Source organism: Streptomyces sp. SudanB52_2052, from assembly GCF_964272415.1.
Classification (GTDB): domain Bacteria; phylum Actinomycetota; class Actinomycetes; order Streptomycetales; family Streptomycetaceae; genus Streptomyces; species Streptomyces olindensis.
This window is the reverse complement of the sequence record NZ_OZ186796.1, coordinates 7,268,078-7,293,789: the sequence shown is the minus strand read 5'-3', so window position 1 is coordinate 7,293,789 and position 25,712 is coordinate 7,268,078. Positions and strand designations below refer to the sequence as shown.

24 protein-coding genes and 1 tRNA gene are annotated in these 25,712 nt (G+C 72.1%); 14 read left to right on the top strand and 11 right to left on the bottom strand.

The genetic code is table 11. From position 1 onward, the window contains the following. Nucleotides 1-57 precede the first annotated feature (57 nt). Nucleotides 58-1,383 carry a M20/M25/M40 family metallo-hydrolase gene (locus ACSUPV_RS32705; protein WP_037760400.1) on the bottom strand — a complete coding sequence of 442 codons (1,326 nt, stop codon included), beginning with the start codon at nt 1,381-1,383 and terminating at the stop codon, nt 58-60. Nucleotides 1,384-1,579: 196 nt separating this feature from the next. Between ACSUPV_RS32705 and ACSUPV_RS32700 the strand changes: the two genes are divergently transcribed. Both ACSUPV_RS32700 and ACSUPV_RS32695 read left to right on the top strand, forming a co-directional pair. After that, nucleotides 1,580-1,664, top strand: a tRNA-Leu gene (locus tag ACSUPV_RS32700). 64 nt (nt 1,665-1,728) lie between these two features. Beyond that, nucleotides 1,729-2,103: a YchJ family protein gene (locus tag ACSUPV_RS32695; protein WP_031114570.1), complete on the top strand. Its 375-nt coding sequence runs from the start codon at nt 1,729-1,731 to the stop codon at nt 2,101-2,103. 31 nt (nt 2,104-2,134) lie between these two features. On the opposite strand, the gene ACSUPV_RS32690 is transcribed toward ACSUPV_RS32695, so the two are convergent. Beyond that, nucleotides 2,135-2,836 (bottom strand): FadR/GntR family transcriptional regulator, encoded by a 702-nt coding sequence (locus tag ACSUPV_RS32690; RefSeq protein WP_436949084.1) that lies wholly within the window; start codon nt 2,834-2,836, stop codon nt 2,135-2,137. A 137-nt stretch (nt 2,837-2,973) separates the two neighbouring features. Here ACSUPV_RS32690 and ACSUPV_RS32685 point away from each other — a divergent pair, with 137 nt between their 5' ends. Genes ACSUPV_RS32685 through ACSUPV_RS32670 form a run of 4 tightly spaced genes read left to right on the top strand, consistent with a single transcriptional unit; the run spans nt 2,974 to nt 6,774 of the window. Further along, nucleotides 2,974-3,492, top strand: coding sequence for a gluconokinase (locus ACSUPV_RS32685; RefSeq protein WP_031114568.1), 519 nt, complete (start codon nt 2,974-2,976; stop codon nt 3,490-3,492). A gap of 54 nt (nt 3,493-3,546) precedes the next feature. Further along, on the top strand, nt 3,547-4,944 hold the full coding sequence (locus ACSUPV_RS32680; protein WP_031114566.1) for a GntP family permease: 1,398 nt from the start codon (nt 3,547-3,549) through the stop codon (nt 4,942-4,944). Nucleotides 4,945-4,957: 13 nt separating this feature from the next. Further along, nucleotides 4,958-5,722, top strand: coding sequence for an SDR family oxidoreductase (locus ACSUPV_RS32675; protein ID WP_436949083.1), 765 nt, complete (start codon nt 4,958-4,960; stop codon nt 5,720-5,722). A gap of 20 nt (nt 5,723-5,742) precedes the next feature. Continuing rightward, nucleotides 5,743-6,774, top strand: coding sequence for an L-idonate 5-dehydrogenase (locus ACSUPV_RS32670; protein WP_436949082.1), 1,032 nt, complete (start codon nt 5,743-5,745; stop codon nt 6,772-6,774). A 76-nt stretch (nt 6,775-6,850) separates the two neighbouring features. Here ACSUPV_RS32670 and ACSUPV_RS32665 read toward each other — a convergent pair whose 3' ends face one another. The 4 genes from ACSUPV_RS32665 to ACSUPV_RS32650 all read right to left on the bottom strand — a co-directional run bounded on the left by ACSUPV_RS32665 (nt 6,851) and on the right by ACSUPV_RS32650 (nt 10,808). Then, the gene (locus ACSUPV_RS32665; RefSeq protein ID WP_031114562.1) at nt 6,851-7,465 is read right to left on the bottom strand and encodes a cytochrome b/b6 domain-containing protein; all 615 of its coding nucleotides are present in this window, start codon (nt 7,463-7,465) and stop codon (nt 6,851-6,853) included. Next, nucleotides 7,449-8,174: a molybdopterin-dependent oxidoreductase gene (locus tag ACSUPV_RS32660; RefSeq protein ID WP_382616302.1), complete on the bottom strand. Its 726-nt coding sequence runs from the start codon at nt 8,172-8,174 to the stop codon at nt 7,449-7,451. Before ACSUPV_RS32660 ends, ACSUPV_RS32665 begins: the two co-directional genes overlap by 17 nt. A 111-nt stretch (nt 8,175-8,285) precedes the next feature. Next, entirely contained in the window at nt 8,286-9,821 is a 1,536-nt protein-coding gene (locus ACSUPV_RS32655; RefSeq protein ID WP_436949081.1) for an APC family permease, read from the bottom strand. A 36-nt stretch (nt 9,822-9,857) separates the two neighbouring features. Then, a complete protein-coding gene (locus ACSUPV_RS32650) occupies nt 9,858-10,808 on the bottom strand; it encodes a hypothetical protein (protein WP_359785827.1) in 951 nt (316 codons plus the stop codon). 363 nt (nt 10,809-11,171) lie between these two features. Here ACSUPV_RS32650 and ACSUPV_RS32645 point away from each other — a divergent pair, with 363 nt between their 5' ends. The 4 genes from ACSUPV_RS32645 (at nt 11,172) to ACSUPV_RS32630 (ending at nt 13,440) form a co-directional block, all read left to right on the top strand. Then, nucleotides 11,172-12,080: a DMT family transporter gene (locus ACSUPV_RS32645; protein ID WP_037760391.1), complete on the top strand. Its 909-nt coding sequence runs from the start codon at nt 11,172-11,174 to the stop codon at nt 12,078-12,080. Nucleotides 12,081-12,174: 94 nt separating this feature from the next. Further along, complete coding sequence (locus tag ACSUPV_RS32640; protein ID WP_031114551.1) at nt 12,175-12,705, top strand: NUDIX hydrolase; 531 nt, start codon at nt 12,175-12,177, stop codon at nt 12,703-12,705. Between the two features lie 10 nt (nt 12,706-12,715). Further along, nucleotides 12,716-13,108: a YidH family protein gene (locus tag ACSUPV_RS32635; protein WP_031114549.1), complete on the top strand. Its 393-nt coding sequence runs from the start codon at nt 12,716-12,718 to the stop codon at nt 13,106-13,108. Continuing rightward, the gene (locus ACSUPV_RS32630; protein ID WP_037760389.1) at nt 13,105-13,440 is read left to right on the top strand and encodes a DUF202 domain-containing protein; all 336 of its coding nucleotides are present in this window, start codon (nt 13,105-13,107) and stop codon (nt 13,438-13,440) included. The genes ACSUPV_RS32635 and ACSUPV_RS32630 overlap by 4 nt, the downstream gene beginning before the upstream one ends. A 48-nt stretch (nt 13,441-13,488) precedes the next feature. Here the strand turns inward: ACSUPV_RS32630 and ACSUPV_RS32625 are convergent, their stop codons facing one another. Next, nucleotides 13,489-14,436, bottom strand: coding sequence for an NADP-dependent oxidoreductase (locus ACSUPV_RS32625; RefSeq protein WP_436949080.1), 948 nt, complete (start codon nt 14,434-14,436; stop codon nt 13,489-13,491). 198 nt (nt 14,437-14,634) lie between these two features. Between ACSUPV_RS32625 and ACSUPV_RS32620 the strand changes: the two genes are divergently transcribed. Both ACSUPV_RS32620 and ACSUPV_RS32615 read left to right on the top strand, forming a co-directional pair. Then, the gene (locus tag ACSUPV_RS32620; protein WP_436949079.1) at nt 14,635-15,669 is read left to right on the top strand and encodes a phosphotransferase family protein; all 1,035 of its coding nucleotides are present in this window, start codon (nt 14,635-14,637) and stop codon (nt 15,667-15,669) included. A 5-nt stretch (nt 15,670-15,674) separates the two neighbouring features. Beyond that, a complete protein-coding gene (locus ACSUPV_RS32615) occupies nt 15,675-16,889 on the top strand; it encodes an acyl-CoA dehydrogenase (protein ID WP_436949078.1) in 1,215 nt (404 codons plus the stop codon). A gap of 37 nt (nt 16,890-16,926) precedes the next feature. Here ACSUPV_RS32615 and ACSUPV_RS32610 read toward each other — a convergent pair whose 3' ends face one another. The 3 genes from ACSUPV_RS32610 to ACSUPV_RS32600 are packed head-to-tail and all read right to left on the bottom strand — an operon-like array spanning nt 16,927 to nt 19,983. After that, nucleotides 16,927-17,520 (bottom strand): TetR/AcrR family transcriptional regulator, encoded by a 594-nt coding sequence (locus ACSUPV_RS32610; RefSeq protein ID WP_037760379.1) that lies wholly within the window; start codon nt 17,518-17,520, stop codon nt 16,927-16,929. A gap of 28 nt (nt 17,521-17,548) precedes the next feature. Beyond that, nucleotides 17,549-19,213 carry a class I adenylate-forming enzyme family protein gene (locus tag ACSUPV_RS32605; RefSeq protein WP_436949077.1) on the bottom strand — a complete coding sequence of 555 codons (1,665 nt, stop codon included), beginning with the start codon at nt 19,211-19,213 and terminating at the stop codon, nt 17,549-17,551. Continuing rightward, nucleotides 19,210-19,983 (bottom strand): SDR family oxidoreductase, encoded by a 774-nt coding sequence (locus tag ACSUPV_RS32600; protein WP_031114534.1) that lies wholly within the window; start codon nt 19,981-19,983, stop codon nt 19,210-19,212. The genes ACSUPV_RS32605 and ACSUPV_RS32600 overlap by 4 nt, the downstream gene beginning before the upstream one ends. Before the next feature lie 150 nt (nt 19,984-20,133). On the opposite strand from ACSUPV_RS32600, the gene ACSUPV_RS32595 reads away from it, so the two are divergent. Together ACSUPV_RS32595 and ACSUPV_RS32590 are read left to right on the top strand one after the other, a co-directional pair. Next, the gene (locus ACSUPV_RS32595; protein ID WP_436949076.1) at nt 20,134-21,369 is read left to right on the top strand and encodes an exo-beta-N-acetylmuramidase NamZ family protein; all 1,236 of its coding nucleotides are present in this window, start codon (nt 20,134-20,136) and stop codon (nt 21,367-21,369) included. Nucleotides 21,370-21,474: 105 nt separating this feature from the next. After that, nucleotides 21,475-22,791 carry a serine-threonine protein kinase gene (locus ACSUPV_RS32590; RefSeq protein ID WP_436949075.1) on the top strand — a complete coding sequence of 439 codons (1,317 nt, stop codon included), beginning with the start codon at nt 21,475-21,477 and terminating at the stop codon, nt 22,789-22,791. 19 nt (nt 22,792-22,810) lie between these two features. On the opposite strand, the gene ACSUPV_RS32585 is transcribed toward ACSUPV_RS32590, so the two are convergent. Continuing rightward, nucleotides 22,811-25,609, bottom strand: a complete 2,799-nt coding sequence (locus ACSUPV_RS32585) for a penicillin acylase family protein (protein ID WP_436949074.1) — start codon at nt 25,607-25,609, stop codon at nt 22,811-22,813. Between the last annotated feature and the right edge of the window lie 103 nt (nt 25,610-25,712).

The following is a 25,712-nucleotide window of genomic DNA, read 5'->3' as shown; positions in this document are numbered from 1 at the left end:
ACTCTTCCCAGTCGATCCCGTACGCGCGACCGAATACTGGCGTTACGTTTGGGCGTTTCAGGACGCGTCGATGAACCGGTCGAGCACCCGCACGCCGAACTTCAGGCCCTCCACCGGAACCCGCTCGTCCACGCCGTGGAACATGCCCGCGAAGTCCAGCTCCGGCGGCAGCTTCAGCGGCGCGAAGCCGAAGCCCCGGATGCCCAGGTCGTCGAAGGACTTCGCGTCCGTGCCCCCGGAGAGCATGTAGGGGATCGCCTTGGCGGTCGGGTCCTCGGCCAGCAGCGAGGACTGCATGGCCTCCACCAGCGCCCCGTCGAAGGTGGTCTCGACGGCCTTGTCGGCGTGGACGTCCTCGCGCCGCACCTTCGGGCCGAGGATGCGGTCCAGGTCGGCGAGGAACTCGTCCTCGAACCCGGGGAGGAACCGGCCGTCGACATGGGCGGTCGCCTCGCCCGGGATGACGTTGACCTTGTAACCGGCGCCCAGCTGCGTGGGGTTGGCCGTGTTGCTCAGGGTCGCGCCGATCAGCTTGGCGATGCCGCCGAGCCTGGCGAGGGTCGACTCCATGTCCTCCGGGTCGAGCTCGATGCCGAGCGCGTCACCGAGCTCGTCGAGGAACGCGCGGGTGGTCTTGGTGACCCGCACCGGGAACTTGTGCCGGCCCAGCCGCGCCACGGCCTCCGACAGTTCGGTGATCGCGTTGTCGCGGTGGATCATCGAGCCGTGACCCGCCGTGCCGGCCACGGTGAGCTTCATCCAGTGCATGCCCTTCTCGGCCGTCTGGATCAGGTAGAGCCGCCGCTCCTCGCTCACGGTGAAGGAGAAGCCGCCCACCTCGCTGATCGCCTCGGTGACGCCCTCGAAGAGGTCCGGGTGGTTGTCGACGAGGTGGCGCGCCCCGTACGTGCCGCCGGCCTCCTCGTCCGCGAGGAACGCGAGGACGATGTCGCGCGGCGGCTTGCGCCCGCTGCGCAGCCGGTCGCGGACGACCGCGAGGGTCATCGCGTCCATGTCCTTCATGTCGACGGCGCCGCGGCCCCAGACGCAGCCGTCGGCGATCTCGCCGGAGAAGGGGTGGTGGGTCCAGTCGTCGGCGTTGGCCGGAACCACGTCGGTGTGGCCGTGGATGAGGAGCGCGGGCCGGGAGGGGTCCTCGCCCTCGATGCGGGCGACGGTGGAGGCGCGGCCCGGGTGGGACTCGAAGATCCGCGGTTCGAGTCCGACCTCGGCGAGCTTCTCGGCGACGTACTCGGCCGCCTTGCGCTCACCGGGACCCGAGTGGTCGCCGTAGTTGCTGGTGTCGATCTGGATCAGCTCGCGGCAGAGGTCCACGACCTCGTCCTCGCCGGTGACGCTCCTGGCCGTGTCCGTCTCGCTCACGCGCTTCCTCCCGGTGTCACTGCTGGTGGGTCCCCCTCATCCTCCCTCTCCGCGGCGCGCTCCCCAAGGGCGCTCCCGGTCCGTCACACGCCGTTCACGCCCCGCCGGTGTGCGAGTGGGGTGTGATCGGCCACCCTCGAAAGCCTGGTAATGTTTACGTCGTCGCCGCGGGGAGAACCCGCGCGACAGACACCTTGTCCGGGTGGCGGAATGGCAGACGCGCTAGCTTGAGGTGCTAGTGCCCTTTATCGGGCGTGGGGGTTCAAGTCCCCCCTCGGACACATGAGGCTGAGGGCCGTGACCGCGAGGTCGCGGCCCTCAGGTGTTTTTCGCGAAGAGGTGACCATGACCAGGCGTTCCTGCCCGTGCGGGCTCCCCGAGGCCTACGGGGCGTGCTGCGGGCGCTTCCACTCCGGGTCCGCCGCCGCGCCCACCGCGGAGGCGCTGATGCGGTCGCGGTACTGCGCCTTCGTGCAGGGGGACACCGGGTATCTGCTGCGGACGTGGCACCCGCGAACGCGTCCCGGGACGCTGGAGCTGGATCCGGCGATGCGGTGGACCGGACTGGAGATCCTGGACACGCGGGACGGCTCGGCGTTCCACTCCACCGGGACCGTGGAGTTCCGGGCGTCGTACCGGGGCGGGTCGCTGCACGAGCGGAGCCGGTTCGAGCGGGTCGACGGGGCGTGGGTGTACGTCGACGGGGAGTTCCTGCCGTAGCGGTCCTACGGCGGTTCCTGCGGTAGCGGCCTTACGGCGCCAGGATGTCCAGTTCCTGGAGGGCGCCGACCGTGATCTCGCGGGTCAGTTCCTCGGCCCGGGCCGCGTCGCCCGCGCGGACCGCCTCGGCGACCTGGACGTGCAGGGTGACGGCGGCCGGGTCGGGGTCCTCGAACATCACGTCGTGGTGGGTGCGGCCGGCCAGGACCTCGGCGACGACATCGCCGAGGCGCGCGAACATCTCGTTGCCGGAGGCGTCCAGGATGACGCGGTGGAAGGCGACGTCGTGGACGAGGTACTCCTCCAGTTTGTGACCGCGTGAGTTGGCGACCATGCCGAGGGCGCACTCGGTGAGCTCGGCGCACTGCTCGGACGTGGCGTGCCGGGCGGCGAGGCCGGCCGCGACGGGTTCGATCGCCGAGCGCAGCACCGTGAGGGAGCGCAGTTGCCGGGGGCGGTCGGCGCCGGCCAGGCGCCAGCGGATGACCTGCGGGTCGTAGACGTTCCACTCGGCCATGGGGCGGACGGTGACGCCGACGCGGCGGCGGGACTCGACCAGGTGCATGGACTCCAGGACGCGGACCGCCTCACGCATCACGGAGCGTGATACGTCGAAACGCTGGGCGAGTTCGTCCGTGCGCAGCACACTGCCCGGCGGATACTCGCCGGCGGTGATCTCGGGGCCGAGGGTGTCCAGTACGCGGCCGTGCAGCCCCCGGCCCGGTGTGGTCATGCACTCAGCGTACGGGGTAGATCACGGAGACAAAAAGTCAGACTTATTCATCACGACCTCTTGAATTCGTCGTACCTAATGGGTTTCAGTTGCGTCGACATCACGTGTCGACGAAGACAGCAGACAGTGAGGCAGCGATGAACACCCCCCACGTCGTCGTGGTCATGGGCGTCGCGGGCACCGGCAAGACCACCATCGGTCCCCTGCTCGCGGCCCGGCTCGGCGTTCCGTACGCCGAGGCCGACGACTTCCACCCGCCGGCCAACATCGCCAAGATGTCGGCCGGGACGCCGCTCACCGACGAGGACCGGTGGCCCTGGCTGGACGCCATCGGCGACTGGGCGCACGGGCGGGCCGGGCTCGGCGGGGTGGTCAGCTGCTCGGCGCTGAAGCGGTCGTACCGCGACCGGCTGCGGTCCGCCGCGCCCGGCGTGGTCTTCGTGCACCTCACGGGCGACCGCGCGCTGATCGAGGACCGGATGTCGCACCGGCAGGGGCACTTCATGCCCACGGCGCTGCTCGACTCCCAGTTCGCCACGCTCCAGCCGCTCCAGGCGGACGAGGCGGGAGTCGCCGTGGACGTCTCGGGCAGCCCGGAGGAGATCACCGAGCGGGCGCTGCACGCCCTCAGCTCGCTCCCCGAGCCGATCCTCTAGCCCTTTCCGGTCCCCCCTTCCCCCGACTCCCCCCAACACAAGGGAACCCCAACCGTGACCAGACTCAGCGTCGAGATGCTGGCAGCGGACGCACCCGAGCCGATCACCTCGGCCGGCCACGCTCAGCTGGGCATCGCCGTCCTGGCGGGCATCGCCGTCATCGTCCTGCTCATCACCAAGTTCAAGCTGCACGCCTTCCTGGCGCTGACCATCGGATCGCTGGCGCTCGGCGCGATCGCCGGGGCGCCCCTGGACAAGGTCCTCACCAGCTTCAGCACCGGCCTCGGCTCCACGGTCGCCGGCGTCGGTGTACTGATCGCCCTCGGTGCGATCCTCGGCAAGATGCTCGCCGACTCCGGCGGCGCCGACCAGGTCGTCGACACCATCCTGGCGAAGGCCGGCGGGCGGTCGATGCCGTGGGCGATGGTGCTCATCGCCTCCGTGATCGGACTGCCGCTGTTCTTCGAGGTCGGCATCGTGCTGCTGATCCCGGTGGTGCTCATGGTCGCCAAGCGCGGCAACTACTCGCTCATGCGCATCGGCGTCCCGGCGCTCGCGGGCCTGTCCGTGATGCACGGCCTGGTGCCGCCCCACCCCGGGCCGCTGGTCGCGATCGACGCGGTCAAGGCCGACCTCGGGGTGACGCTGGCGCTCGGCGTCCTCGTCGCCATACCCACCGTGATCATCGCCGGTCCGCTGTTCTCGAAGTACGCGGCCCGCTGGGTGGACGTCCCCGCCCCCGACAAGATGATCCCGCAGCGCGCCTCCGAGGAGCTGGACAAGCGTCCCGGCTTCGGCGCCACGCTGTTCACGGTGCTGCTGCCGGTGATCCTGATGCTGGCCAAGGCGCTGGTCGACATCGTCGTGGACGACCCCGAGAACCTGGTCCAGCGCGTCTTCGACGTCATCGGCGCCCCGATGATCGCGCTGCTCGCCTCGGTGCTGGTCGGCATCTTCACGCTGCTGCGGCCCGCCGGGTTCTCCAAGGAGCGGATCTCGCCGCTGGTCGAGAAGAGCCTCGGGCCGATCGCGGGCATCCTGCTGATCGTCGGCGCGGGCGGCGGCTTCAAGCAGACGCTGATCGACTCCGGCGTGGGCCAGATGGTCCTGGAGATCTCCGAGGACTGGTCCATCCCGGCGCTGCTGCTGGCCTGGCTGATCGCGGTGGCGATCCGGCTGGCCACCGGTTCGGCGACGGTGGCGACGGTGTCGGCCGCCGGTCTGGTCGCCCCGCTCGCGGCCGACATGTCGACCACGCACACCGCTCTGCTGGTCCTCGCCATCGGCGCCGGCTCGCTCTTCCTGAGCCATGTCAACGACGCCGGGTTCTGGCTGGTCAAGGAGTACTTCGGGCTCAGCGTCGGCCAGAACCTGAAGACCTGGTCGGTCATGGAGTGCATCATCTCCGTGGTCGCGGGCGGCATCGTCCTTCTGTTGTCCCTCGTGATCTAGGAGCGCTGCGGCGATGACGGCTCACCCCCTCTTCGACATCAGCGGCCGGACGGCCCTGGTGACCGGCTCCAGCCGGGGCATCGGACTGGCTCTGGCCCGCGGTCTGGCGGAGGCCGGCTGCACGGTCGTGCTGAACGGACGCGACAAGGACCGGCTGGCCGAGGCCGCCGGCGAGCTGCCCGGCGACCGGGTGCACACGACCGCGTTCGACGTGACCGACGGACCCTCGGTGGCCTCGGGGGTCGCCGAGGTCGAGGAGCGGGTGGGCCCGCTCGACATCCTCGTCAACAACGCGGGCATGCAACTGCGCGCCCCGCTGCTGGAGTTCGCCGACGCCGACTGGCACCGGATCCTGGACACCAACCTGACCAGCGCCTTCCTGGTCGGACGGGAGGCCGCGCGCCGGATGACGGAACGCGGCCACGGGAAGATCATCAACATCTGCTCGCTGCAGAGCGAGGTCGTGCGGCCCGGGATCGCGCCGTACGCCGCCACCAAGGGCGCGCTGAAGATGCTCACCAAGGGCATGTGCGCCGACTGGGGGCCGCACGGGGTCCAGGTCAACGGGCTGGGCCCCGGCTACATCGAGACCGAGCTGACCCGGCCGCTGGTGGAGGACGAGGAGTTCAGCTCCTGGGTGCGGCGGCGTACCCCGGCCGGGCGCTGGGGACGTACGCGGGACCTGGTGGGCGGGGTGCTGTTCCTCGCCTCCCCCGCCGCGGACTTCGTCAGCGGGCAGGTGCTGTACGTCGACGGCGGAATGACGAGCGTGCTGTGACCGGCTGCCGGGAGGCTGTGATGCTGGGTTGTGTGATCCACGGTCGGGGCGACCTGCGCGTGGCGGAGCTGCCGGTGCCGGTGCCCGGGCCCGGGCAGGCGCTGGTGGCCGTACGGTACGGCGGGGTGTGCGGCTCCGATCTGCACTACTGGCGGCACGGCGGGGTCGGTGACTTCCGGCTGCGGGAGCCGATGGTGCTCGGGCACGAGGTCGTGGGCACCGTCGTGGAGTACGGGGCCGGCGCGTCGGGCCCGGCGCCGGGTACGCCCGTCGCCGTACATCCGGCGACGCCCTGCGGGGTGTGCCCGGAGTGCGAAAGCGGGCGGCGGAACGTCTGCCGGGACACCCGGTACCTGGGCAGTGCGGCGCGCTTTCCGCACGTACAGGGCGGGTTCGCGGCGCGGGTGGTCGTGCCCTGCGAGCAACTGCGGGCCCTGCCGGAGGGGCTCGGGCTGCGGCGGGCCGCGCTCGCCGAACCCCTGGCCGTCGCGCTGCACGCGGTGCGGCGGGCCGGGGACGTGGCCGGCCGGCATGTGCTGGTGACCGGGGCCGGGCCCATCGGCTGTCTGGTGGTCGCGGCGGCGAAGGCGGCGGGCGCCGCCCGGGTCACCGTGACGGACCTGCTCCCGGCCGCCCTGGCGTACGCCTCGGCCGCGGGCGCCGACACCCTCGTCCGGGCCGATGATCCCGACGACCCCGGGTGGCCGTCCGAGGTGGATGTCGCGATCGAGGCGTCCGGGGTGGCCCCGGGGCTGGACACGTGTCTGCGGCGGGTGCGGCGCGGCGGAGTCGTCGTGCAGCTGGGGATGTTGCCGGCGGGGCAGAGTCCGTTCGCGGGGAATCTCGTCGTGAGCCGGGAGATCGAGCTGCGGGGAGCGTTCCGGTTCGACGCGGAGTTCGACGATGCGTTGGGCCTGCTGGCGGCTGAGCCGGGGTTCGACGGGCTGGTCAGTGCGGTGGTTCCCGTGGGGGAGGCCGAGTCGGCGTTCGTGCTGGCCGCTGATCGGAGTCGGGCGTGCAAGGTGTTGTTGGAATTCGCCCCGGCGCCGTAGGGCTGTGCCGGTCGCGGGCGGGTGCGGGTGCGTCGTGGCTTGTCGCGCAGTTCCCCGCGCCCCTGAGGGGCGTTGCCTACCGGCGCCACAAAGGGTGCTCTCTGTCCGCCCACTCTCTGGTCACCCTGCCGGTGCGCATGCCCTTGCGGGACTCCGGGTCCGCCAGGGCCATGCCGATGTGGCCGGCCAGGACGATGCCGATCGTGAGGGCCAGCCAGTCGTGGACGAAGGTCGCGCTGGTGCGCCAGAGCAGGGGGGTGAGGTGGGTGAACCACATCATCAGGCCGGTGCCGAGCATGACGAGGGTGGCGCCGGCGATCCAGGACGCGTAGATCTTCTGGCCCGCGTTGAACTTGCCGGCGGGGCGGGACGCGGGGCGCTTGTCGCGGTGCAGGGCGGCGCGCAGCCAGGTGCGGTCGTGGGGGCCGAAGCGGTTGAGGTGGCCGAGGTCGGCGCGGAAGGCGCGGGAGACCAGGCCCGCCAGGACGGGGACGGGCAGGGCGAGTCCGGCCCAGATGTGCAGCGTGACGACGAGGGCGCGGCGGCCGACGAGTTCGGCGAGCTGAGGGACGTAGAGGCAGGCCGCCGTCAGTACGCAGACGCCCATGAGCGCGGCCGTCGTGCGGTGCACCCAGCGCTCGGCCCGGCTGAAGCGCCGGACGGTGACCGGGGTGTCAGCTCGTAGGCTCATCGTCGCGTCCGTTCGAGCGGCCCACCCAGGCGTCGATGTCGTAGCCGCGCTTCTCCCAGTAGCCGGGGCGGACCTCGTCGGTGAGGGTGATGCCGGACAGCCACTTGGCGGACTTGTAGAAGTACATGGGCGCGACGTAGAGGCGGACGGGGCCGCCGTGGGCGTGGCCGAGGTCCTTGTCCTGCATGCGCAGGGCGACCAGGACGTCCGCGCGGCGGGCCTGGGCGAGGGTGAGGCTCTCGGTGTACGTGCCGTCGAAGCAGGTGAAGCGGACGGCCTTGGCCGTGGGGCGGACCCCGGCCGCGTCCAGCAGCCGGGACAGGCGGACACCCTCGAAGGGGGTGTCGGGGACGCGCCAGCCGGTGACGCACTGGACGTCGCGGACCAGGCGGGTCTGCGGGAGGGCCTCGAGGTCGGCCAGGGTGTAGGTGGTGGGGCGGTCGACCAGGCCGTCGACCGTGAGGCGGTAGGTGTCGGCGTTCTTGCGCGGGACGGAGGAGGCGACCGAGTAGTAGCGGAAGCCGCCGCCGTTCGGGAGCAGGCCGGTCAGGCCGGTGGGGTCCTTGTCGGCGGCGCTGCCGAGGAAGCCCTCCAGGCCGCGTTGCAGCGGGGGCGCGGCGACCACGCCGAGAGCGCCCAGGGCGAGGGTGCCGAGGAAGACGCGGCGGCCGACCGGAGTTCCCCGTTCCGCGGGGGGTCCTTCTTTCACACCCTCAGGTACGTCCTCGTTCACGTACTCATTCGAACACCCGCGGCCCCTTCAGGACAGGGACCGCGGGTGCTCGTCAGAGTTCCGTAACCACTTCTTACGCGGGCGGGGTCAGGACGAGGCCGCCTTCTCCAGCTGGAACGCCTCGTTGCCGAGGCCGATCCGGGCGTGCTTCTCGGGGGCCCGGGCCCGCAGCACCAGGCCGAGGACCAGGCCGGCGACCAGGGCGAGGCCGATGGTGCCGGGCAGCACCCAGCTCAGCGAGGAGTCCGGGCCGGCGCCGACCAGCACCTCGAAGTCCTTGACCGTGTAGCCGGCGATGACGAGCAGGGCGATCCCGGCCAGCGCGGAGGTGACCAGCCGCCAGGCCTGGGCGCCCGCGGCTCCGCGGCGGACGAAGAAGACGACGACCGACAGCGAGGCCGCCGCCATCAGCACGATCACGCCGAGGGCGCCGATGTTGCCGAACCAGGTGAACAGGTTCAGGACCGGAGCGGTCGGGTCGCCGACCGGCTTGTCGTCGGCGACCGCGAAGGCGATCACGACCACCACGGCGACGACGGTCTGGAGCAGCGAGCCGGTGCCGGGGGCGCCGCTGGTGCCGCTGGTGCGGCCGAAGGCGGCGGGCAGCAGGCCCTCGCGGCCCATGGCGAAGGCGTACCGGGCGACGACGTTGTGGAAGCTGAGCAGGGCCGCGAACATGCCGGTGACGAACAGGACGTGCAGGACGTCCGTGAAGGTGCCGCCGAGGCGGGACTCGGTGAGGAAGAACAGCAGTCCGGCGCTCTGCTTCTGGGACGTGCCGACGATGGCGGAGGGGCCGGTGGCGACGGTGAGGGCCCAGCTGCTCAGCGCGAAGAACACGGCGACCCCGCCGACGGCGAGGAACATCACGCGCGGCACCAGGACGTGCGGGCGGCTGGTCTCCTCGGCGTACACGGGTGCCTGCTCGAAGCCGAGGAACGCGGCGATGCAGAAGCAGAGCGCGGTGCCGACGCCTGCGCCGGTGAGGGTGTCGGGGTTGAAGGCGTGCAGCGACAGGCCCTCCTTGCCGGGGTCGGCGAGGGCGGCGACGTCGAAGACGACGACGAGGAGCACCTCGATGACCAGCAGCACACCGAGCACGCGCGCGTTGACGTCGATCTTCAGCCAGCCGAGCAGGCCGACGGCGAGCGCGGCCACGAGGGCCGGTATCCACCAGGCGACCTCGATCTCCGCGTAGGTGGCGAGGAGCCCGGAGACCTCGAAGCCGAAGATGCCGTAGATGCCGATCTGGAGCGCGTTGTAGGCGACGAGGGCGACCAGGGCAGCGCCCGCTCCGGCGGTGCCGCCGAGGCCGCGGGAGATGTAGGCGTAGAAGGCGCCCGCGTTGTGGACGTGGCGGCTCATCTCGGCGTAGCCGATGCTGAACAGGATCAGGACGACGCCGAGGACGACGAAGAGCAGCGGCTGGCCGACGATGCCCATCACCGCGAATGTGGTGGGCATGACACCCGCGACCACCATGAGCGGGGCGGTCGCGGCGAGGACGGAGAGCAGCAGTCCGCCGGTGCCGAGCCGGTCTGCGCGCAGGGCGCGCTCCTGTCCCTTGAAGGTGCTGATGCCGCCGACGGCGGCTGTGCTCGGGCTCGAACTGTCCGTGGTCATCGGGAGAGCGTCCTCACTGGTGGGATTCCGGGGGTGTCAGGCCGTGCCGAGCGCGCCGGCGCGGGCGGCGGTGAAGGCGGTGTGCGGGTCGCGGTCCGGGTACGACCAGGGCGCCGGGGTGGCGTACCGGCCGATCCGGTGGAAGAGGGCGGCGGCCTCGGCGCCCCGCCCCTCGCAGAACTTGGCGTGGGCGAGGAAGTTCAGGTCGATCAGCCGGCGTGGGTGACCCTCCAGCTCCCACTCCAGCCACCAGTCGAAGGCCGCCTTCATGACCTGCCGGGCGCGGCGGCCGGTCCAGTGGCCCGAGGCGGCCGGGTCGGCGGGTTCGTGTCCGGCGGCGGCCAGCACGCGGTAGCGCTCGGCGTGCGCGATGACCGGGAGGATCGCGAGCGGGGAGTCGGCGGGTGCCTGTTCGGCGGCCCAGTTGGCGAAGTCGTAGACCTCGTGCAGCGGGTCCGGGCCGGCCTCGGTGCGGCGTCCGGCGAGGCGGGCGACCATCAGGTGGTGGGCGTGGTGGTGGTCGGGGTGCCGGGCGCGGACCTGCTCGAAGGCCCGGACCACGTCCTGGTCGGTGCCGGCGGCGCACTCCAGCATCAGCAGGCCGAGCCAGGGGGTGGGGTCGGCGGGGACCCGCTCGGCGGCCTGCCGGCAGGCCTCGCGGGCGGGCGCCGGCTTGCCCTTGCCGTGCAGGGCGCGCCGGACCTGGGCGAGGGCGAGCAGCACGGCGGCGTCGGCCGACTCGGGTTCGGCGAGCAGCCACTCGCGGGCCCAGGCGGCGCTGTAGGACTCCCGCGCGAGGACCGTGACGCGGTGGCCACGGCGGTCCCAGTCGTCCCCGGTGTGCACCAGCAGGGACCGGGCGTTCTGCCAGCGGCCCTGCGCCAGCGCGCCGCGGGCGGCCACGAGGTCGGCGTCGTCGAGGGCCTCGTCGAAGGCCTGCGCCGCACGTCTGCGGCCACGGCCGAGGGGAGGCGGGGGTGGGGACACCGCGGAACTTCCTCACGCGCTCTTCTGGTGTTTCGGCTCACGGCGGTCGGGGGCGCGGGTGTGCGCATTGCCATGAACTGATCACGCACAGCCAACCCCCCACCAACGGTTGACGTCAAGGGCCGCCAGGGCGTTACACGCGTCAACTGGCGTTACTTGTGAGGATTTTGCGATTGAAGGGGGCGCCGAGGAAGCCGGGATCGGAATCCGAATTATCCGTTTCGCCCTTTGTGACGTACGTCATAGCGTCGGCGAGAACCGCCCCTGACGATGGCAGGACGTACGGGCGCGCCGGGCGAAGCCGGCCGGTACAGTCGGCCCCTACGCCATCGTGAACCCGACCTGACGATCGAGGTACACCGCGTGTCGGTTCTGGTCCTGGTGCTCGCCCTGAGCGCCGCCTGCTGTCTGGGCTTCGGATTCGTCCTGCAGCAGAACGCGGCCCAACGGGCCCCGCTGAGCGACTTCCTCTCCTTCCGGCTGCTGATCGACCTGGTGAAGGTGCCGCGCTGGCTCGGCGGTATCGCGCTGATGGTGGTCGGCATGGGCCTGGGCGCGGCCGCGCTGGGGCAGGGGGAGCTGTCGCTGGTGGAGCCGCTGCTGGCGACGAACCTGCTCTTCGCGCTCGCGCTGTCCCGCAGGCAGACCCGGCAGCCGCTGGGCCGCCAGGGCTGGGCGGGTCTGCTGCTGCTGGCGGGCGGGGTGACGGCGTTCATCGTGGCCGGCCAGCCGGAGAGTGGTCCCGCGACGGCCGATCCGGTGCGGCAGTGGCTGATCATCGGGGTGATGATCGGGCTGGCGCTGCTGCTCACGGCACGCGGCAAGCGGTCCCGGCTCAGCTCGGGTCCGGTGCTGCTGGCGCTGGCCGCCGGGCTGCTGTACGGCGTGCAGGACGCGCTGACCCGGGTGAGCGGGCAGACGTTCTCGGAGGGCGGCTTCGTCGAGCTGATGACCGGCTGGCAGCCGTACGCGGTCCTCGCGCTCGGCGTCACCGGGCTGGTCCTGGTGCAGAGTGCCTTCGAGACCGCGTCCCTGCGCAAGTCACTGCCCGCCCTGACGGCGGCCCAGCCGCTCGCCGGGATCATCTGCGGCGTCGGCTTCCTGGGCGACCGGCTGCGGACCGACGCGGTGGCGCTGACCTGGGAGGCCGGTGGGCTCCTGGCCGTGGTGGCCGGGATCGTGCTGCTGGGGCTGCACCCGGCGATGCCGACGGGGATGGTGCCGGAGCGGGCCCGCGTGGCGGCCGCCGCGGTGAGCCCGGCTTCGCCCTGAGACGGGCCACGGCGTCCTCCGCCACACGCCCGGTCCCGTGCCGCCCCGGACCGCCCCCGGCCCGCTCCGGTTTCCCCCCTGCTTGGATGAGGGCATGAGCGCTGCTGACGAGATCATCGACATCGTCGACGAGCACGACCAGGTCATCGGGCAGTCCCCGCGGGGCGAGGCCTACGCCCGGGGGCTGCGGCACCGCTGCGTGTTCATCCAGGCCCGGGACGCCGAGGGCCGCATCTTCGTGCACCGGCGGACGCCGACCAAGCTGGTCTTCCCCTCCCTGTACGACATGTTCGTCGGCGGAGTCGTCGGCGCGGGCGAGGCCTACGACACGGCGGCCCTGCGGGAGGCCGAGGAGGAACTGGGCGTCACCGGCCTGCCGGACCCGCGCCACCTCTTCACGTTCCTCTATGACGACGGCACCGGCCGGACCTGGTGGTCGGCGGTGTACGAGGTGCGCTGCGAGCTGCCCGTCCGACCGCAGGCCGAGGAGGTCGCCTGGCACGACTTCCTGCCCGAGGACGAGGTGGAGCGGCGCCTGGGCGACTGGGAGTGGGTGCCCGACGGGCTGGCGGCGTACGAGCGGCTCAAGGCGTTCCGCGCCACGCCCGGCGAAGGGCTTGGGTAGGGTCGCGCAGGTGATCGAGTTCGTGCGGAACGTCCGGTTGTGGTTCGTGCCCGCGGAGGTCCGGCGGGACGGCGAGACGCCCGACTACCGGTTCTCGCTGGCGAACGAACGCACCTTCCTGGCCTGGCTGCGCACCGCGCTCGCGCTGATCGGCGGCGGCTTCGCCGTGGACCAGTTCCTGCCGGACCTGCGCTGGGGCTGGCGGGTCGGGCTGGCGCTCGCGCTGCTCGCCGCCGGCGTGCTGTGCTCGCTGCGGGCGGTCAACCACTGGGTGCGCTGCGAGCGGGCCATGCGCCGGGGCGAGGACCTGCCGGTGTCCCGGTTCCCGGCGCTGCTGAGCCTGGTCGTCGCGGTCGTCGCCGTCGCCATGGTCGTCGTGGTGCTCGTCGGGTGGGAAGGGTGAGCGCGCCGGCGGCCCGGCGGCAGGACCCCGACCGCGACCCCGGGCTGCAGCCCGAGCGGACCCGCCTGGCGTGGCGGCGTACGACGCTGTCGGGCACGGTCTGTGCCGTCCTCGCCGTGAAGACCGCGCTGCACGGCGGGGCGTCGACGCCCGGGATCCTCGCCTGCGCGCTGGTCTGCGCCCTGTGGCTGGGTTTCCTCGGCGTCGCCCACCGCCGCATCCGCACGCTCGCGGCCACCGCCGCCCCCGCTGCGTTCGCACCCCGGCACGCCGCGGCGGCGGCACTGTGCACGGTGGCGATGGCGGTGTGCGGGGCGGCACTCGTCCTATAGGGCCCCGGCTTCGCCCTCCAGGACCCCGGCTTCCGCGCGCCCCGGTCCTCACTCGCCGCCGTCGCCCTCCCAGGCCACCGTCACGACGATCTTGCCGCGTGTGCGGCCCTCCTCGTTCAGCCGGTGCGCCTCCGCCGCCCGCTCCAGCGGGAACGTCTCGTCGACGTGCACGCTCACCGCGCCCTGCTCCGCCAGTTCCGACAGCCGGCGCAGATCGTCGGCGTCGGGGCGGACGAAGTAGTAGCGGCCGCCGTAGTTCACCACCTCGTTGTCGGCGATGGACACCAGCCGGCCCTCGGGAGCCAGCAGGTTCGCCGACACCTTCAGCGCGTCCCCTCCGACCGAGTCGAACACCGCGTCCACGCCCTCCGGCGCCACCCCCCGCACCCGCTCGCCCAGGCCCTCCCCGTACGTCACCGGCTCCCCGCCCAGGCCCCGCACGAAGTCGTGGTTCGGCTCGCTCGCCGTACCGATCACCCGGGCACCGAGGTGGACGGCGAGCTGCACGGCGACGGAGCCGACGCCGCCGGCCGCGGCGTGCACCAGGACGGTCTCGCCCCGCTTCACCTGGAGCACCTTGACGAGTACCTGGTAGGCGGTCAGCCCGACCAGGGGCAGACCGGCCGCCTCCTCCCAGGTGAGGTTGCGCGGCTTGCGCGCGAGGGTGCGCAGGGGCGCGGCCACGTACTCGGCGAAGGTGCCGCGGGAGAGGAAGTCCTCCCGTACGTACCCGATGACCTCGTCCCCGACGTCGAACTCCGAGACGGCCACGCCGGGCCGCACCACGACGCCCGAGACGTCCCAGCCCGGCACCACGGGGAAGACCGGGGCGAGGACCCCGTCCAGGTGGCCCTCGCGCGCCTTCCAGTCGACGGGGTTCACGGCCGCCGCCCGCACCTTCACCAGCACCGCGTCCGGGCCGACCACGGGGTCGCGCACCTCCCCGAACGCCAGCACCTCGGGTCCGCCGTACCGTGAGTAGCTGATGGCCTTCATGGCTCTGACCTTCCGGGCTCGCGGGACGGCGCGCAAGCCGGATGGCCTGAACGAACCGGCCGGAGCCTCCCCGGCGCCCCGCCGCGGCGCCCCTCGGCCTATCGTGGCTCCGATCACGTTTCGGCCCCGCTCTGGACGACATACCGACCGGTCGGCATCATGAGTCGGGAACTGTTCACCTGCCCGTAGGAGCGACGCATGAGCCCCGACCACCCGCCCGGACTCGATCTCGACCGGCTGCGCGGCCTGCTCGACCGGGAGCGGCCCGGCCTGGTCGACGGCCCGCTGTCCGGCCGGCTGATCGAGGGCGGACGGTCGAACCTCACCTACGCGGTCTCCGACGGCAGCTCCCGGTGGGTCGTACGGCGGCCGCCGCTCGGCCACGTCCTGGCCACCGCGCACGACATGAAGCGCGAGCACCGGGTGATCAGCGCGCTGCACCCGACCGCCGTGCCGGTGCCGCGTCCGGTGCTGCTGTGCGAGGACGAGGAGGTGCTCGGGGCACCGTTCTACGTGATGGAGTTCGTCGAGGGCACGCCCTACCGCACCGCCGACCAGCTCGTGCCGCTCGGTCCCGAGCGGACCCGGGACGCGGTGCTGAACCTGGTCGACACGCTGGTGGAGCTGCACGCGGTCGACCCGACCGAGGTGGGTCTCGCGGACTTCGGGCGGCCCGAGGGCTTCCTGGACCGGCAGCTGCGGCGCTGGGGCAAGCAGCTCGACGCCTCCCGCAACCGCGACCTGGACGGCATCGACGAGCTGCACGCCGCACTCGGGCGGGAGCTGCCCGGCTCCCCCGCCCCGGCCGTGGTGCACGGCGACTACCGGCTCGACAACGTGCTGATCGGCGACGACGACGAGATCAAGGCGATCCTCGACTGGGAGATGTCGACGCTGGGCGACCCGCTCACCGACCTCGGCCTGCTGGTGATGTACAGCATGCCGCTCGGCATGCCCGACTCCCCCGTCTCCACCACCGCCGAGGCGTCCGGGCATCCGGCGCCGTCCGAGCTCATCGAGCGGTACGCCGCGCGCTCGGGGCGCGATGTCTCCGCGGTCTCCTGGTACACGGCGTTCGCCTGGTTCAAGCTCGCCGTGATCCTGGAGGGCATCCACTACCGCTACACGCTCGGCCAGACGGTCGGGCGCGGCTTCGACCGCATCGGCGACCTCGTGCCCGTCTTCGTCCGGCACGGACTGACCACGCTCGACGCAGGCCTCCAGGAGGGCTGATCCGTATGGACTTCGCTTTCGACGCGCGCACCGAAGAGCTGCGCGCCAAGCTCCTCGCCTTCATGGACGAGTACGTCTACCCGGCCGAGGCCGTCGCGCACGAGCAGCGCGCACGGCTCGACTCGCCGTGGCAGACCGTGCCCGTGGTGGAGGAGCTGAAGGCCGAGGCCCGCAGGCAGGGCCTGTGGAACCTCTTTCTGCCGGACTCCGAGTACGGCGCCGGGCTCACCAACCTGCAGTACGCGCCGCTCGCCGAGATCATGGGCCGCTCCCCGCAGCTGGCGCCGACGGTGACGAACTGCGCCGCGCCCGACACCGGCAACATGGAGGTGCTCACCCAGTTCGGCGACGAGCAGCAGCGCAAGCAGTGGCTGGAGCCGCTGCTGGCCGGTGAGATCCGCTCGGCGTTCGCGATGACCGAGCCGGACGTGGCCTCCTCCGACGCCACGAACATCACGACCCACATCGAGCGGGACGGCGACGAGTACGTCATCACCGGCCGCAAGTGGTACATCTCCGGGGCGATGCACCCGGACTGCAAGATCTTCATCGTGATGGGCAAGACGGACCCGGACGGGGAGGACATCCGGCGCCAGCAGTCGATGGTGCTGGTGCCGCGGGACACCCCGGGCGTCACCATCAAGCGCGCCATGCAGGTGTTCGGCTACGAGGACCACTACCACGGCGGGCACGCCGAGGTGATCTTCGACCACGCGCGCGTGCCGGTGTCGAACCTCGTCGGCGAGGAGGGCGGCGGCTTCGCGATCGCGCAGGCGCGGCTGGGTCCTGGGCGCATCCACCACTGCATGCGGCTGATCGGCATGGCGGAGCGGGCGATCGAGCTGATGTGCCGGCGGGCCGTGTCGCGGACGGCGTTCGGGAAGGCGCTGGCCCAGCAGGGTGTGGTGCACAACTGGATCGCGGACGCGCGGGTGACGGTGGAGCAGCTGCGGCTGCTGGTGCTGAAGACGGCGTGGCTGATGGACACGGTGGGGAACCGGGGGGCGCACACCGAGATCCAGGCGATCAAGATCGCGACGCCCCGGGCGGTGGTGGACATCCTCGACCGGGCGATCCAGCTGCATGGTGCGGGCGGGGTGAGCCAGGACTTCCCGCTGGCGGAGCTGTACGCGGGGGCGCGGACGCTGATGATCGCGGACGGGCCGGACGAGGTGCATCAGCGGTCGCTGGCTCGGCGGGAGTTGAAGCGGTACGTGTGATGTGGGGAGTCCAGGGGGCTCAGCCCCCTGGACGCGGTTACGGGCGCAGGGCTCGCAGCAGCAGGTCGGCCAGGTGGTCCGCGACCTCCTGGGGGCTGAGCGGGCCGTCCGGGCGGTACCACGTGGACAGATGGTGCACCGAGCCGAAGTGGTAGTCGACCACCAGGTCCGCCGGCGTCGCCTTGGAGAAGACGCCCGACTGCTGGCCCTCCTCGATCAGCGCGCGGAAGCGCTCGTGGTAGCGGCGGCGTTCCGCGCGCACCTGCTTGTTCTTCTCGGGGCTGAGGTGGTGCATCGACCGCCAGAAGATCATCGCGTCGTCGAGGTTGTCGATGGTCGTCACGACGACGTCCGCCGCCGCGGCCCGCAACCGCTTCTCGACCGGCTCGTCGGCGCCCGCGACGGCGTCCAGTCTCTCCTGCTGGATGCGCAGCACGCGCGCGTACACCTCGTGCAGCAGGTCGTCCTTCGAGCCGAAGTAGTGGTACAGCGCCCCTTTGGTGACACCGGCCGCCTCGACGATCTCCTGCACGGAGGTGCGGTCGTAGCCCTGCTCGGCGAAGAGCCGGGTGGCGGCGGCCAGGAGCCGCTGAGGGACGGGAGTGCCGTCCGAGTCCGTGGTCCTGGGCACTGCCGCCACCTGCCTTTCCGTACTGCTGTCAGTTGCCTTGCGTCCGGGAACGCAGTTCCCGACGGAGGATCTTCCCACTGGCCGTTTTCGGCAAGTCCGGCAGGATCTCCACCTGGCGCGGGTATTTGTAGGCGGCCAGTCTCTCCTTGCAGTGGGCGGCGAGCGCATCGGGGTCCGCCTCGGCGCCCGGGCGCAGGCTGATGTACGCCTTGACGGTCTCCCCGCGATACCCGTCGGGCACGCCCACGACGGCGGCCTCGCGCACCGCCGGGTGGGTGTACAGCACGTCCTCGACCTCGCGCGGCCACACCTTGAAGCCGGACGCGTTGATCATGTCCTTCTTGCGGTCGACGACGTACAGCCAGCCCTGCTCGTCCATGAAGCCGATGTCGCCGGTGCGCAGTTCGGCGCCGGGGAACGTCTCGGCGGTGGCGTCGGGGCGCCGCCAGTAGCCCGGCACGACCTGCGGGCCGCTCACGACGATCTCGCCCTGCTCGCCGAACGGCACCTCGTCGCCGTGGTCGTCGACGATCCGCACCACCGTGTCGGGGCCGGGCAGGCCCACGGCGAGGGTCCCGGAGACCGGGTCGACGGGCGCCTCCAGGCCGGGCGGCACGGAGGCGCAGGGGGCGGTGCACTCGGTGAGCCCGTAGCCGTTGCGGATGTACGGGCCGAAGCCCGCCCGGAACTTCTCCACCAGCGCGGGCGGCAGCGGGGCGCCTCCGGAGGAGATCACCCGGAAGGAGGAGAAGTGGTCCCGGGTGACGGACGGGTGGGCGGCCAGGGCCATGAAGGCCGTGGACGGGCCGACGGTGTAGTGGGGCCGGTGCTCGGCGAACGCGTCGAGCACCACGCCCGCTTCGAAGCGGTAGGCCAGCACGAGCGTGCCCGCGCTGTTCAGGCAGGCGCCGAACTGGCAGACCATGCCCGTGATGTGGAACAGCGGCGCCAGCGCGAAGTAGACGGGCCGCTCGGGCAGGCCGAGGCCGGTCCGCTGCCGTTCGGCGTTGTACATGATGTTGCGGTGCGTGTTGGTGGCGCCCTTGGGCGTGCCGCTGGTGCCCGAGGTGTAGCTGATCAGCGCGATGGCGGCGGGGTCGGGGTCCCCGTCCTCGGGCGCCTTGTGCCCGGCCCGCGCCACCGCCGCCAGGTCGTCGGCGTCCGCGGCCTGCGGCAGCCGCTCGAAGGTGAGCACGCGCGTGTCGTCCCGCGTCTGGAAGTCCAGCTCGCAGCCGGTGAGCACGATCCGCACCGGCGAGTCCGCCGCCGTCTCGCGCAGGTACGACTCCCAGGCCCGGTCCGAGCAGATCAGCGCGGCGACCTCGCCGTCCCGCAGGACATGGGCCACCTCGCCCGACTTGTACATCGGGTTGACGGGCACGACCACCGCGCCCGCCTTCCACGCGCCCAGCACGGCGAGCACGAAGTGCGGGGAGTTCTGCAGCAGCACCGCGACCCGGTCGCCGCGCTCCAGGCCGCGGGCCGCGAGGTGCCCGGCGACCGAGTCGGTGAGCTCGTCGACCTCGCGGTAGGTCAGCCGGCCGTCGAAGTAGGCCAGGAAGTCGCCGTCCGGCGCCTCGGCCACGGCCCGGCGCAGGGCGTGCACCAGGGAGCCGGCGGGGCTGATCGGGCCCTTCTGGGCGTCGCTGAGCTGCGCGAGCCAGGGCTGCGCCGCGTAACGGGACTCCGTCACCGGTTCCCCTCCCACTGCTGCTGGATGCGGTTCATGCCGGTCAGCCACCGGTCCGGGTCACCGGCCCGGGCCTGGTAATAGGCGGCGACCTCCGGGTGGGGCAGGATCAGGAAGCGGTCCTCCTCGACGCCCTTGAACAGGGCGTCCGCCACGTCCTCCGGCTCGATCGCGGTCGGCTGGAGCACCAGGTCGCCCGCGCTGCCGGTCGCGGCCAGCATGTCGGTGCGCACGCCCTGCGGGCAGATGGCGTGCACCTTCACGCCCCGGTGCCGGTAGGTCAGCGACAGCCACTCCGCGAAGGCGAGGGCGCCGTGCTTGGTGACGGCGTAGGGAGCCGCCCCGATCATGGTGAGCAGCCCGGCGGCGGACACGGTGGACACGAACCGGCCGCTGCCGCGCTCCAGCCAGTCCGGCAGCAGGGCGTGGGCCGCCCGGACGTGCGCCATGACGTTCACGTCCCAGGAGGCGTCCCAGGCCGTCTCGTCCAGCGGTCCGTCGGCGCTCCCGCCCTCGAAGGCGACACCGGCGTTGGCGCAGTAGACGTCGACGGTCCCGTCGAGCGCGTCGCGGGCGTCCCCGAGGATCGCCGAGGCGTCGCCGGCCACGGCGATCCCCCCGATCTCCTCCGCGACGCGCTTGGCCCGCTCGGCGTCCAGGTCGTTGACGACGACCCGGGCCCCCGCGGCGGCGAACCGCCGGGCGAGCGCGGCTCCGATCCCGCCCCCGGCCCCCGTGACGACGACGCCCGACCCCTGAAAGGCTCCCACCATCGGTCTCCTTAAGACGCGGCTCATCAAGCAGGCCCAGACTAACCGGTCGGTATGTTTGAAGGAAGGGGGTGGCGCAGCACCCTAGGGGCGCGAGGAACTGCGCGACCAGCCACGACGAACCGGCAGAAAACGGATCACGGAGGCCACTTCATGCGCCCTTCCAGACGAGCCGTCCTCACGGCAGCCGCCACGGCCGCCGCCTCGACAGCGCCCACCGCCGCCGCAGCCCCGCCCCACCGCCGACTCCGCACCGGCTTCGAACGACTCGCCCACGACGGCTACGCCCCGCTCGACGGCCAGAAGGTCGGCATCGTCACCAACCCCACCGGCGTCACCCGCGACGTCCGCCACATCGTCGACGTCATGCACGCCGACACCCGCGTGGATCTGAGGGCCGTCTTCGGCCCCGAGCACGGCTTCCGCGGCACCGCCCAGGCCGGCGGCTCCGAGGGCCGCTACGACGACCCGGCCACCGGCCTGCCCGTCTACGACACGTACCTCAAGAGCGGCCGGCCGCTGGCCGACATCTTCACCGCGTCCGGCGTGGACACGGTCGTCTTCGACATCCAGGACGTCGGCGCCCGCTTCTACACGTACATCTGGACCCTGTACGACTGCATGGAGGCCGCACAGCTCGCCGGCAAGCGGTTCGTGGTCCTGGACCGGCCCAACCCGGTGACCGGCCGGGCGGCCCTCGGGCCCGTCCTGCACAGGGAGTTCGCCACGTTCGTGGGACGTCAGCCGATCGCACAGGCCCACGGGATGACCGTCGCCGAGCTGGCACGGCTGTTCAACGGGGAGTTCCTGACCCAGCCCGTCGCGCTGGAGACCGTGCCCCTGTCGGGCTGGAGGCGCTCGGAGTTCTACGACGCCTCCGGGCTGCCCTGGGTGCCGCCGAGCCCGAACATGCCGACGCCGGAGACGGCCCTGGTGTACGCGGGGACGTGCCTGTTCGAGGGCACGAACCTGTCGGAGGGGCGCGGCACGACCCGGCCGTTCGAACTGCTCGGGGCAGAGGGCGTCGACCGGCGCTGGGCGGCCGCGGCGAACGAACTCGCCCTGCCGGGCGTGCGGTTCAGGGAGGCGTACTTCGCGCCCACCTTCTCGAAGTTCCAGGGCAAGACGATCGGCGGGGTGCAGGTCCATGTGCACGACCGGGCCGCGTTCGACCCTGTCCGCACCGGCATCGCCCTGCTCGTGACCGCCAAGCGGGTCTGGAGCGGCTTCGCCTGGCGCCCGGACCACTGGATCGACAAGCTCACCGGCTCCGCGCGCGTCCGCACGATGATCGACGCGGGCGCGGACACCGACGAGGTGGTGGCCGGGTGGCAGGAGGACCTGGCGGCATTCCGACGGATGCGGCGGCAGTACCTCCTCTACCGCTGAGCGCGGCCGCACGCCCGAATGCGCCCGTGACGTATGGCCAAGCTCCCCCGTTGGCAGGACGATGCGCCCACATCGTGGCGTCACCCGGGGGCGAGGGGGCCTGTCATGGCGGATCCGGCGATGAGCGTGACTCCCTACTGGGAGCTGACCTTCGACGCGGACGGGGACCCGGCGGGACGCCAGCGCGACCGGCTGCTCGCCGGGGTGCGCGAACGGAAGGTGCGCGACCTGATCGTCTTCGCGCACGGCTGGAACAACGACCGCTCGGGCGCGACGCGGCTCTACGACCGCTTCTTCGCGCCCGTCCCGCGGCTGGCTCCGGCCGCCCGGATCGGGTACGCCGGGGTCGTGTGGCCGGCGATGCGGTTCCCGGACGAGCCGATCCCCGACTTCCCCCGGGCCGTGGCGGCCGACGCGCCCCGGCGCCCGGCCCTCGACAAGGACACCCGGCACGCGCTGCTGGAGACCTTCCCGGGCCGGGCGATCCTGGTCGACCAGCTCGCCCGGCTGCTGGAGCAGCAGCCGCCGGAGGAGGCCGAGCTGGAGGAGTTCGGACGGCTGGTGCGGCTGCTGGTGGAGGTGGTGGCGCCCGGGCCGCAGGCGTTGTTCGCGGCGGACACGGTGGCGGAGGGAGTGCCGCAGAGCGAGCCGGCGATGTTCGCCGGGTCCTCGGCGGCGGCCTGCGCGGAGTTCGCGCGGGCGCTCGCGGAACGGGAGGTCTCCGCCGCGCCCCAGGGGTTCAGGATCCCGAACCCCTGGGACGGCGCCCACGAGCTGCTGCGGCAGGCGACGTACTACGCGATGAAGCGGCGCGCGGGCACCGTCGGCGAGCGCGGACTCGGCCGGGTCGTCGGGCAGCTCGCCACGGCGGCGCCGGACGTGCGCGTGCACCTCGTCGGGCACAGCTTCGGCGCCCGGCTGGTGTCGTTCGCGCTGCGCGGTCTCCCCGAGGGCGTCCGCACGGTGAAGTCGGTGACGCTGCTCCAAGGGGCGTTCTCGCACTACGCGTTCGCGGCCCGGTTGCCGCACGACGCCCGGGCCGGAGGGGTGCTCCAGGGGCAGCAGAACCGCGTCGACGGTCCCCTGGTGTGCTGTCACTCGCGGCACGACACGGCCCTCGGCACGATGTATCCGCTGGCCTCCCGCATGGCGGGCGACAGCCGCTCGGTCGCCGGCCTCGACCTGGGGCGGGCCCTGGGCGCCAAGTGGGGCGCGCTGGGCTACGACGGCGTCCAGGCGGTGCCGGGCACGCGCGCGTACACCCTCGCCCAGGCTTTGAAGGCCAAGCTGCCCGCCTCGGGGTGCGTGAACGTGGACGCGGCGGCGGTGGTGCGCCGGGGCGGGCCGCCGGCCGGGGCGCACAGCGACATCCTGCACGAGGAGCTGGCCCGGCTGGTGCTGGCGGCGGGCCGCGTCCGCTGACCCGCCGCCGGCTCCCGCGTCACCGGTGTGAGGTGAACTCCACGACCTGTTGGTAGGTCGGCCGGTTCTGCCAGCTGATCTTGCCGTGCTTGATGCCGCCGAGCGTGCGGTGGTTGATCGAGTCGGCACACCACTGGTCGCCCGCCGCGCACACGTCGTCGCCGGGGTAGACCTGGGCGGCGGCCTTGCCCGCCGCCTCCTTCAGGGTGCTGACGAGGGTGTCCCGGCAGGCGGCGAGGCTGCCGTCGCCGCAGTACGCGCGCGCCAGCGGCCCCTTTACCTGCTCGCCGAGCACGGCCCGGACGTCCTTGTCGACGTAGCTCCACCAGCCGTACTGGAAGGAGCTCCCGGCGTGCGAGCCGGTCGGGCCGTGCGAGGCCGACGGGGACTCGTCGACGGGCAGGTTGGCGGTCATGGCCTCGAAGAGCTCACTGCCCAGGCCCGGTTCGAACTCGGCCTTGACCAGCAGCGGCCACCAGGCGTCCAGGATGCGGATCGCGTCGGCGTCGGCGTACTTCTTGGAGCCGGCCGTAGTTTCGGTGCGCTTGCCGCCGGCCGCCACCCAGGCCTGGAGCTTGCTCACGGCCGCTGCGGCGGTGGAGTCGGTGACCGGCGCACTGTTGATCACCTTCAGCAGCTTGGGCAGCACGTCCTCGGCCCGCAGGTCGGCGAGCCCCGCGTCCGCCATGGCCTTCACCAGCGAGGCCCGGGTCACCCCGCCCTGCTGGACCAGTTTCCTCACCCGGTCCTCCAGGAGGTTGCCGCGGTGCACGGACCCGTTGCCCCAGGGCGCGGTCGTGTAGTCCTTGGCCTGCTTGTTGTTCCAGGAGATGTAGTAGTCCTGGTCGATGGAGTGGGGGTGGGCGGAGGCCGGAGTGTAGTCGGCCGTGTTGGTCGCCGGGTCCCAGCCCCGCCACTCGTACGCCGGCCGCGCCCACACCGGGAACTCGGCGTCGACGCCGCTCGCGCGCACCGGGTTGTCGCCGCTGTTGTAGTAGGCGGTGTGCTCGGAGTCGGCGTAGAACCAGTTGAAGGTGTAGTTGATGTGCTGCACCGCCTTCTGGAAGTCCTCCGGGCCCTTGACGTAGTCGGGGTCGTTCAGCATCTGGAAGCCGATGATGGAGTCGGCCTCGTGCAGGAAGGACGAGCGCAGGGTGGTGTAGGCGACCTTCTTGCCGCCGACCGTGGCGCGGTACTCCACCGGCCCGTACTTGGTGCGCCACACCCGCATCGTGTAGGAACCGGCGGCGGTGCCGTCGGCGACGGTCGGCTTCCAGGCGTTCTTCTGCTCGACCTTCTCCATCGGGGTGCAGGTGCCGCGGTACAGGTAGTGGTAGTCGTCCTGGCACAGTTCGACGGCGTATGTGTCGATGATGTCCTGGCCGGACGTGGTGGCGCTCCACGCGTAGTCCTGGCCGCGGCCGAGTTCGACGTAGAAGCTCAGGCCGGCGAAGGAGGCGCCGCGGGCGCTGATGCCCGGGCCCTGGAGCTCCTGGAGCAGCAGCAGCTGCGGGGCGAAGTAGCCGGTCTGCGGGCCGAACACGGCGACGGGGTGGCCGCTCGCGGTGTGCTTTCCGCTGACGACCAGGGCGTTGGACATGCCGCGCTTCGCGGACGACAGGGCCGTCTTCGCCGCGTCACGGGACGCGCCGGTGGCGCTCGACGCGGCGGCGCTGCCGGTGCGGTCGTACACGAGCGGCTCCTGCCGCACCGAGCCGGCGTCGGGCAGGGCCGTGCCCTGCGGGGCGTCCGGCCTGGCCGCGTACGGGAAGCTGCCGCTGTGCTGGGTGAGGACGGCCTCCGGATCGTTGCGCATCCGGAAGGACTCCCACACCCTGGTGCCCTCGGCGACGCCGTACTTCTCCTGGGCGGCCAGCAGCGAGATGGCGTTGTTGACCTCGCCGCCTCCGCCGGAGCCGAAGAGCGCGCCGATGACCGAGGCCAGCGCGACCAGGTCGGTGATCTTGAAGTGCTCTATCTTCCCGGCGTTGGTGACGGAGTCCTTGTGGCCCGTCAGCACGTACTCGCCGGGGAAGTACCGGCCGCTGTCGGAGGCGTCGATGTAGGCGTTGATGCCGTCGAGGTAGGCCTTGGCGTCGGCGAGGGCCTGTTTGCCGCGCTCGCCGTTGGTGGCGACGGCGTTGTCGATCTGCGCCTGCAGATCGGCCTCGGTGTAGGGCGCGTGCCGCCAGAACTGCTGCTCCAGGCCCTGGTTGGAGGGCGCGCCGCCCGCGAAGGAGGTCAGCTGCCCGCGCCCGACGTGCCGGAAGACGTCCATCAGCCACAGCCGGTCCTGGGCGGCCGCATAGCCGGCGCCGAACTCGGTGCCGTATCGGGTGGTACCGGTGATGTGCGGCACACCGGTCTTCTTGTCCCGGACGATCGTCACGTCACCACGGCCGGCGGGTTTGACGGTGGAGGCGACCTGATCGGCGGGCACCCCGAACGAGGCGTCGTTGAAGAACGTGTTGATCTTGTCGTTGGTGAGCCCGGTGTAGCCCTTGGCGAGGTCGGCGTAGGGCCCGAGCTGGTCCTCGGCGTGCTCCGGCTGGGTGCCGAAGGCCTGGTTGAGGAGGATCTGGGCGAGGGTGGCGTTGCCGTTCTGGCCGGGCGGGAGGATGTCCGAACACTGGTTGCCGCAGTGGTCGTTCGCGACGGCCGCGGCCCGGGCGGTCGCCGTCTCCGAGGCCGCCGCGGGGGCCAGCGGCGACAAAAGTCCCGCGATCAGGGCGCATACCGATGCGGTCTTCAGGAACCCGGGGATTCCGCGGGGAGTTCTCATTCTGTCGAGAACGGTGCGTGGGTGACGCCGTGGCATGGGAGCTCCTCCCGTGGGGGTGGGCGGGATGTTACCGCCGGTATCCCCGCGTTTGAAGATGAACAAGCGTCACTTTTGGGGGTCAGCACAACAGGCACACGGA

Coding starts and splice junctions, on each gene's coding strand:
- ACSUPV_RS32600 (WP_031114534.1), bottom strand. CDS start 19,983: ATGGTGGGAGCCTTTCAGGGGTCGGGCGTCGTCGTCACGGGGGCCGGG.
- ACSUPV_RS32590 (WP_436949075.1), top strand. CDS start 21,475: ATGGCGGATCCGGCGATGAGCGTGACTCCCTACTGGGAGCTGACCTTC.
- ACSUPV_RS32615 (WP_436949078.1), top strand. CDS start 15,675: ATGGACTTCGCTTTCGACGCGCGCACCGAAGAGCTGCGCGCCAAGCTC.
- ACSUPV_RS32655 (WP_436949081.1), bottom strand. CDS start 9,821: ATGACCACGGACAGTTCGAGCCCGAGCACAGCCGCCGTCGGCGGCATC.
- ACSUPV_RS32675 (WP_436949083.1), top strand. CDS start 4,958: ATGACGGCTCACCCCCTCTTCGACATCAGCGGCCGGACGGCCCTGGTG.
- ACSUPV_RS32670 (WP_436949082.1), top strand. CDS start 5,743: ATGCTGGGTTGTGTGATCCACGGTCGGGGCGACCTGCGCGTGGCGGAG.
- ACSUPV_RS32585 (WP_436949074.1), bottom strand. CDS start 25,609: ATGCCACGGCGTCACCCACGCACCGTTCTCGACAGAATGAGAACTCCC.
- ACSUPV_RS32640 (WP_031114551.1), top strand. CDS start 12,175: ATGAGCGCTGCTGACGAGATCATCGACATCGTCGACGAGCACGACCAG.
- ACSUPV_RS32625 (WP_436949080.1), bottom strand. CDS start 14,436: ATGAAGGCCATCAGCTACTCACGGTACGGCGGACCCGAGGTGCTGGCG.
- ACSUPV_RS32695 (WP_031114570.1), top strand. CDS start 1,729: ATGACCAGGCGTTCCTGCCCGTGCGGGCTCCCCGAGGCCTACGGGGCG.
- ACSUPV_RS32685 (WP_031114568.1), top strand. CDS start 2,974: ATGAACACCCCCCACGTCGTCGTGGTCATGGGCGTCGCGGGCACCGGC.
- ACSUPV_RS32595 (WP_436949076.1), top strand. CDS start 20,134: ATGCGCCCTTCCAGACGAGCCGTCCTCACGGCAGCCGCCACGGCCGCC.
- ACSUPV_RS32665 (WP_031114562.1), bottom strand. CDS start 7,465: ATGAGCCTACGAGCTGACACCCCGGTCACCGTCCGGCGCTTCAGCCGG.
- ACSUPV_RS32620 (WP_436949079.1), top strand. CDS start 14,635: ATGAGCCCCGACCACCCGCCCGGACTCGATCTCGACCGGCTGCGCGGC.
- ACSUPV_RS32690 (WP_436949084.1), bottom strand. CDS start 2,836: ATGACCACACCGGGCCGGGGGCTGCACGGCCGCGTACTGGACACCCTC.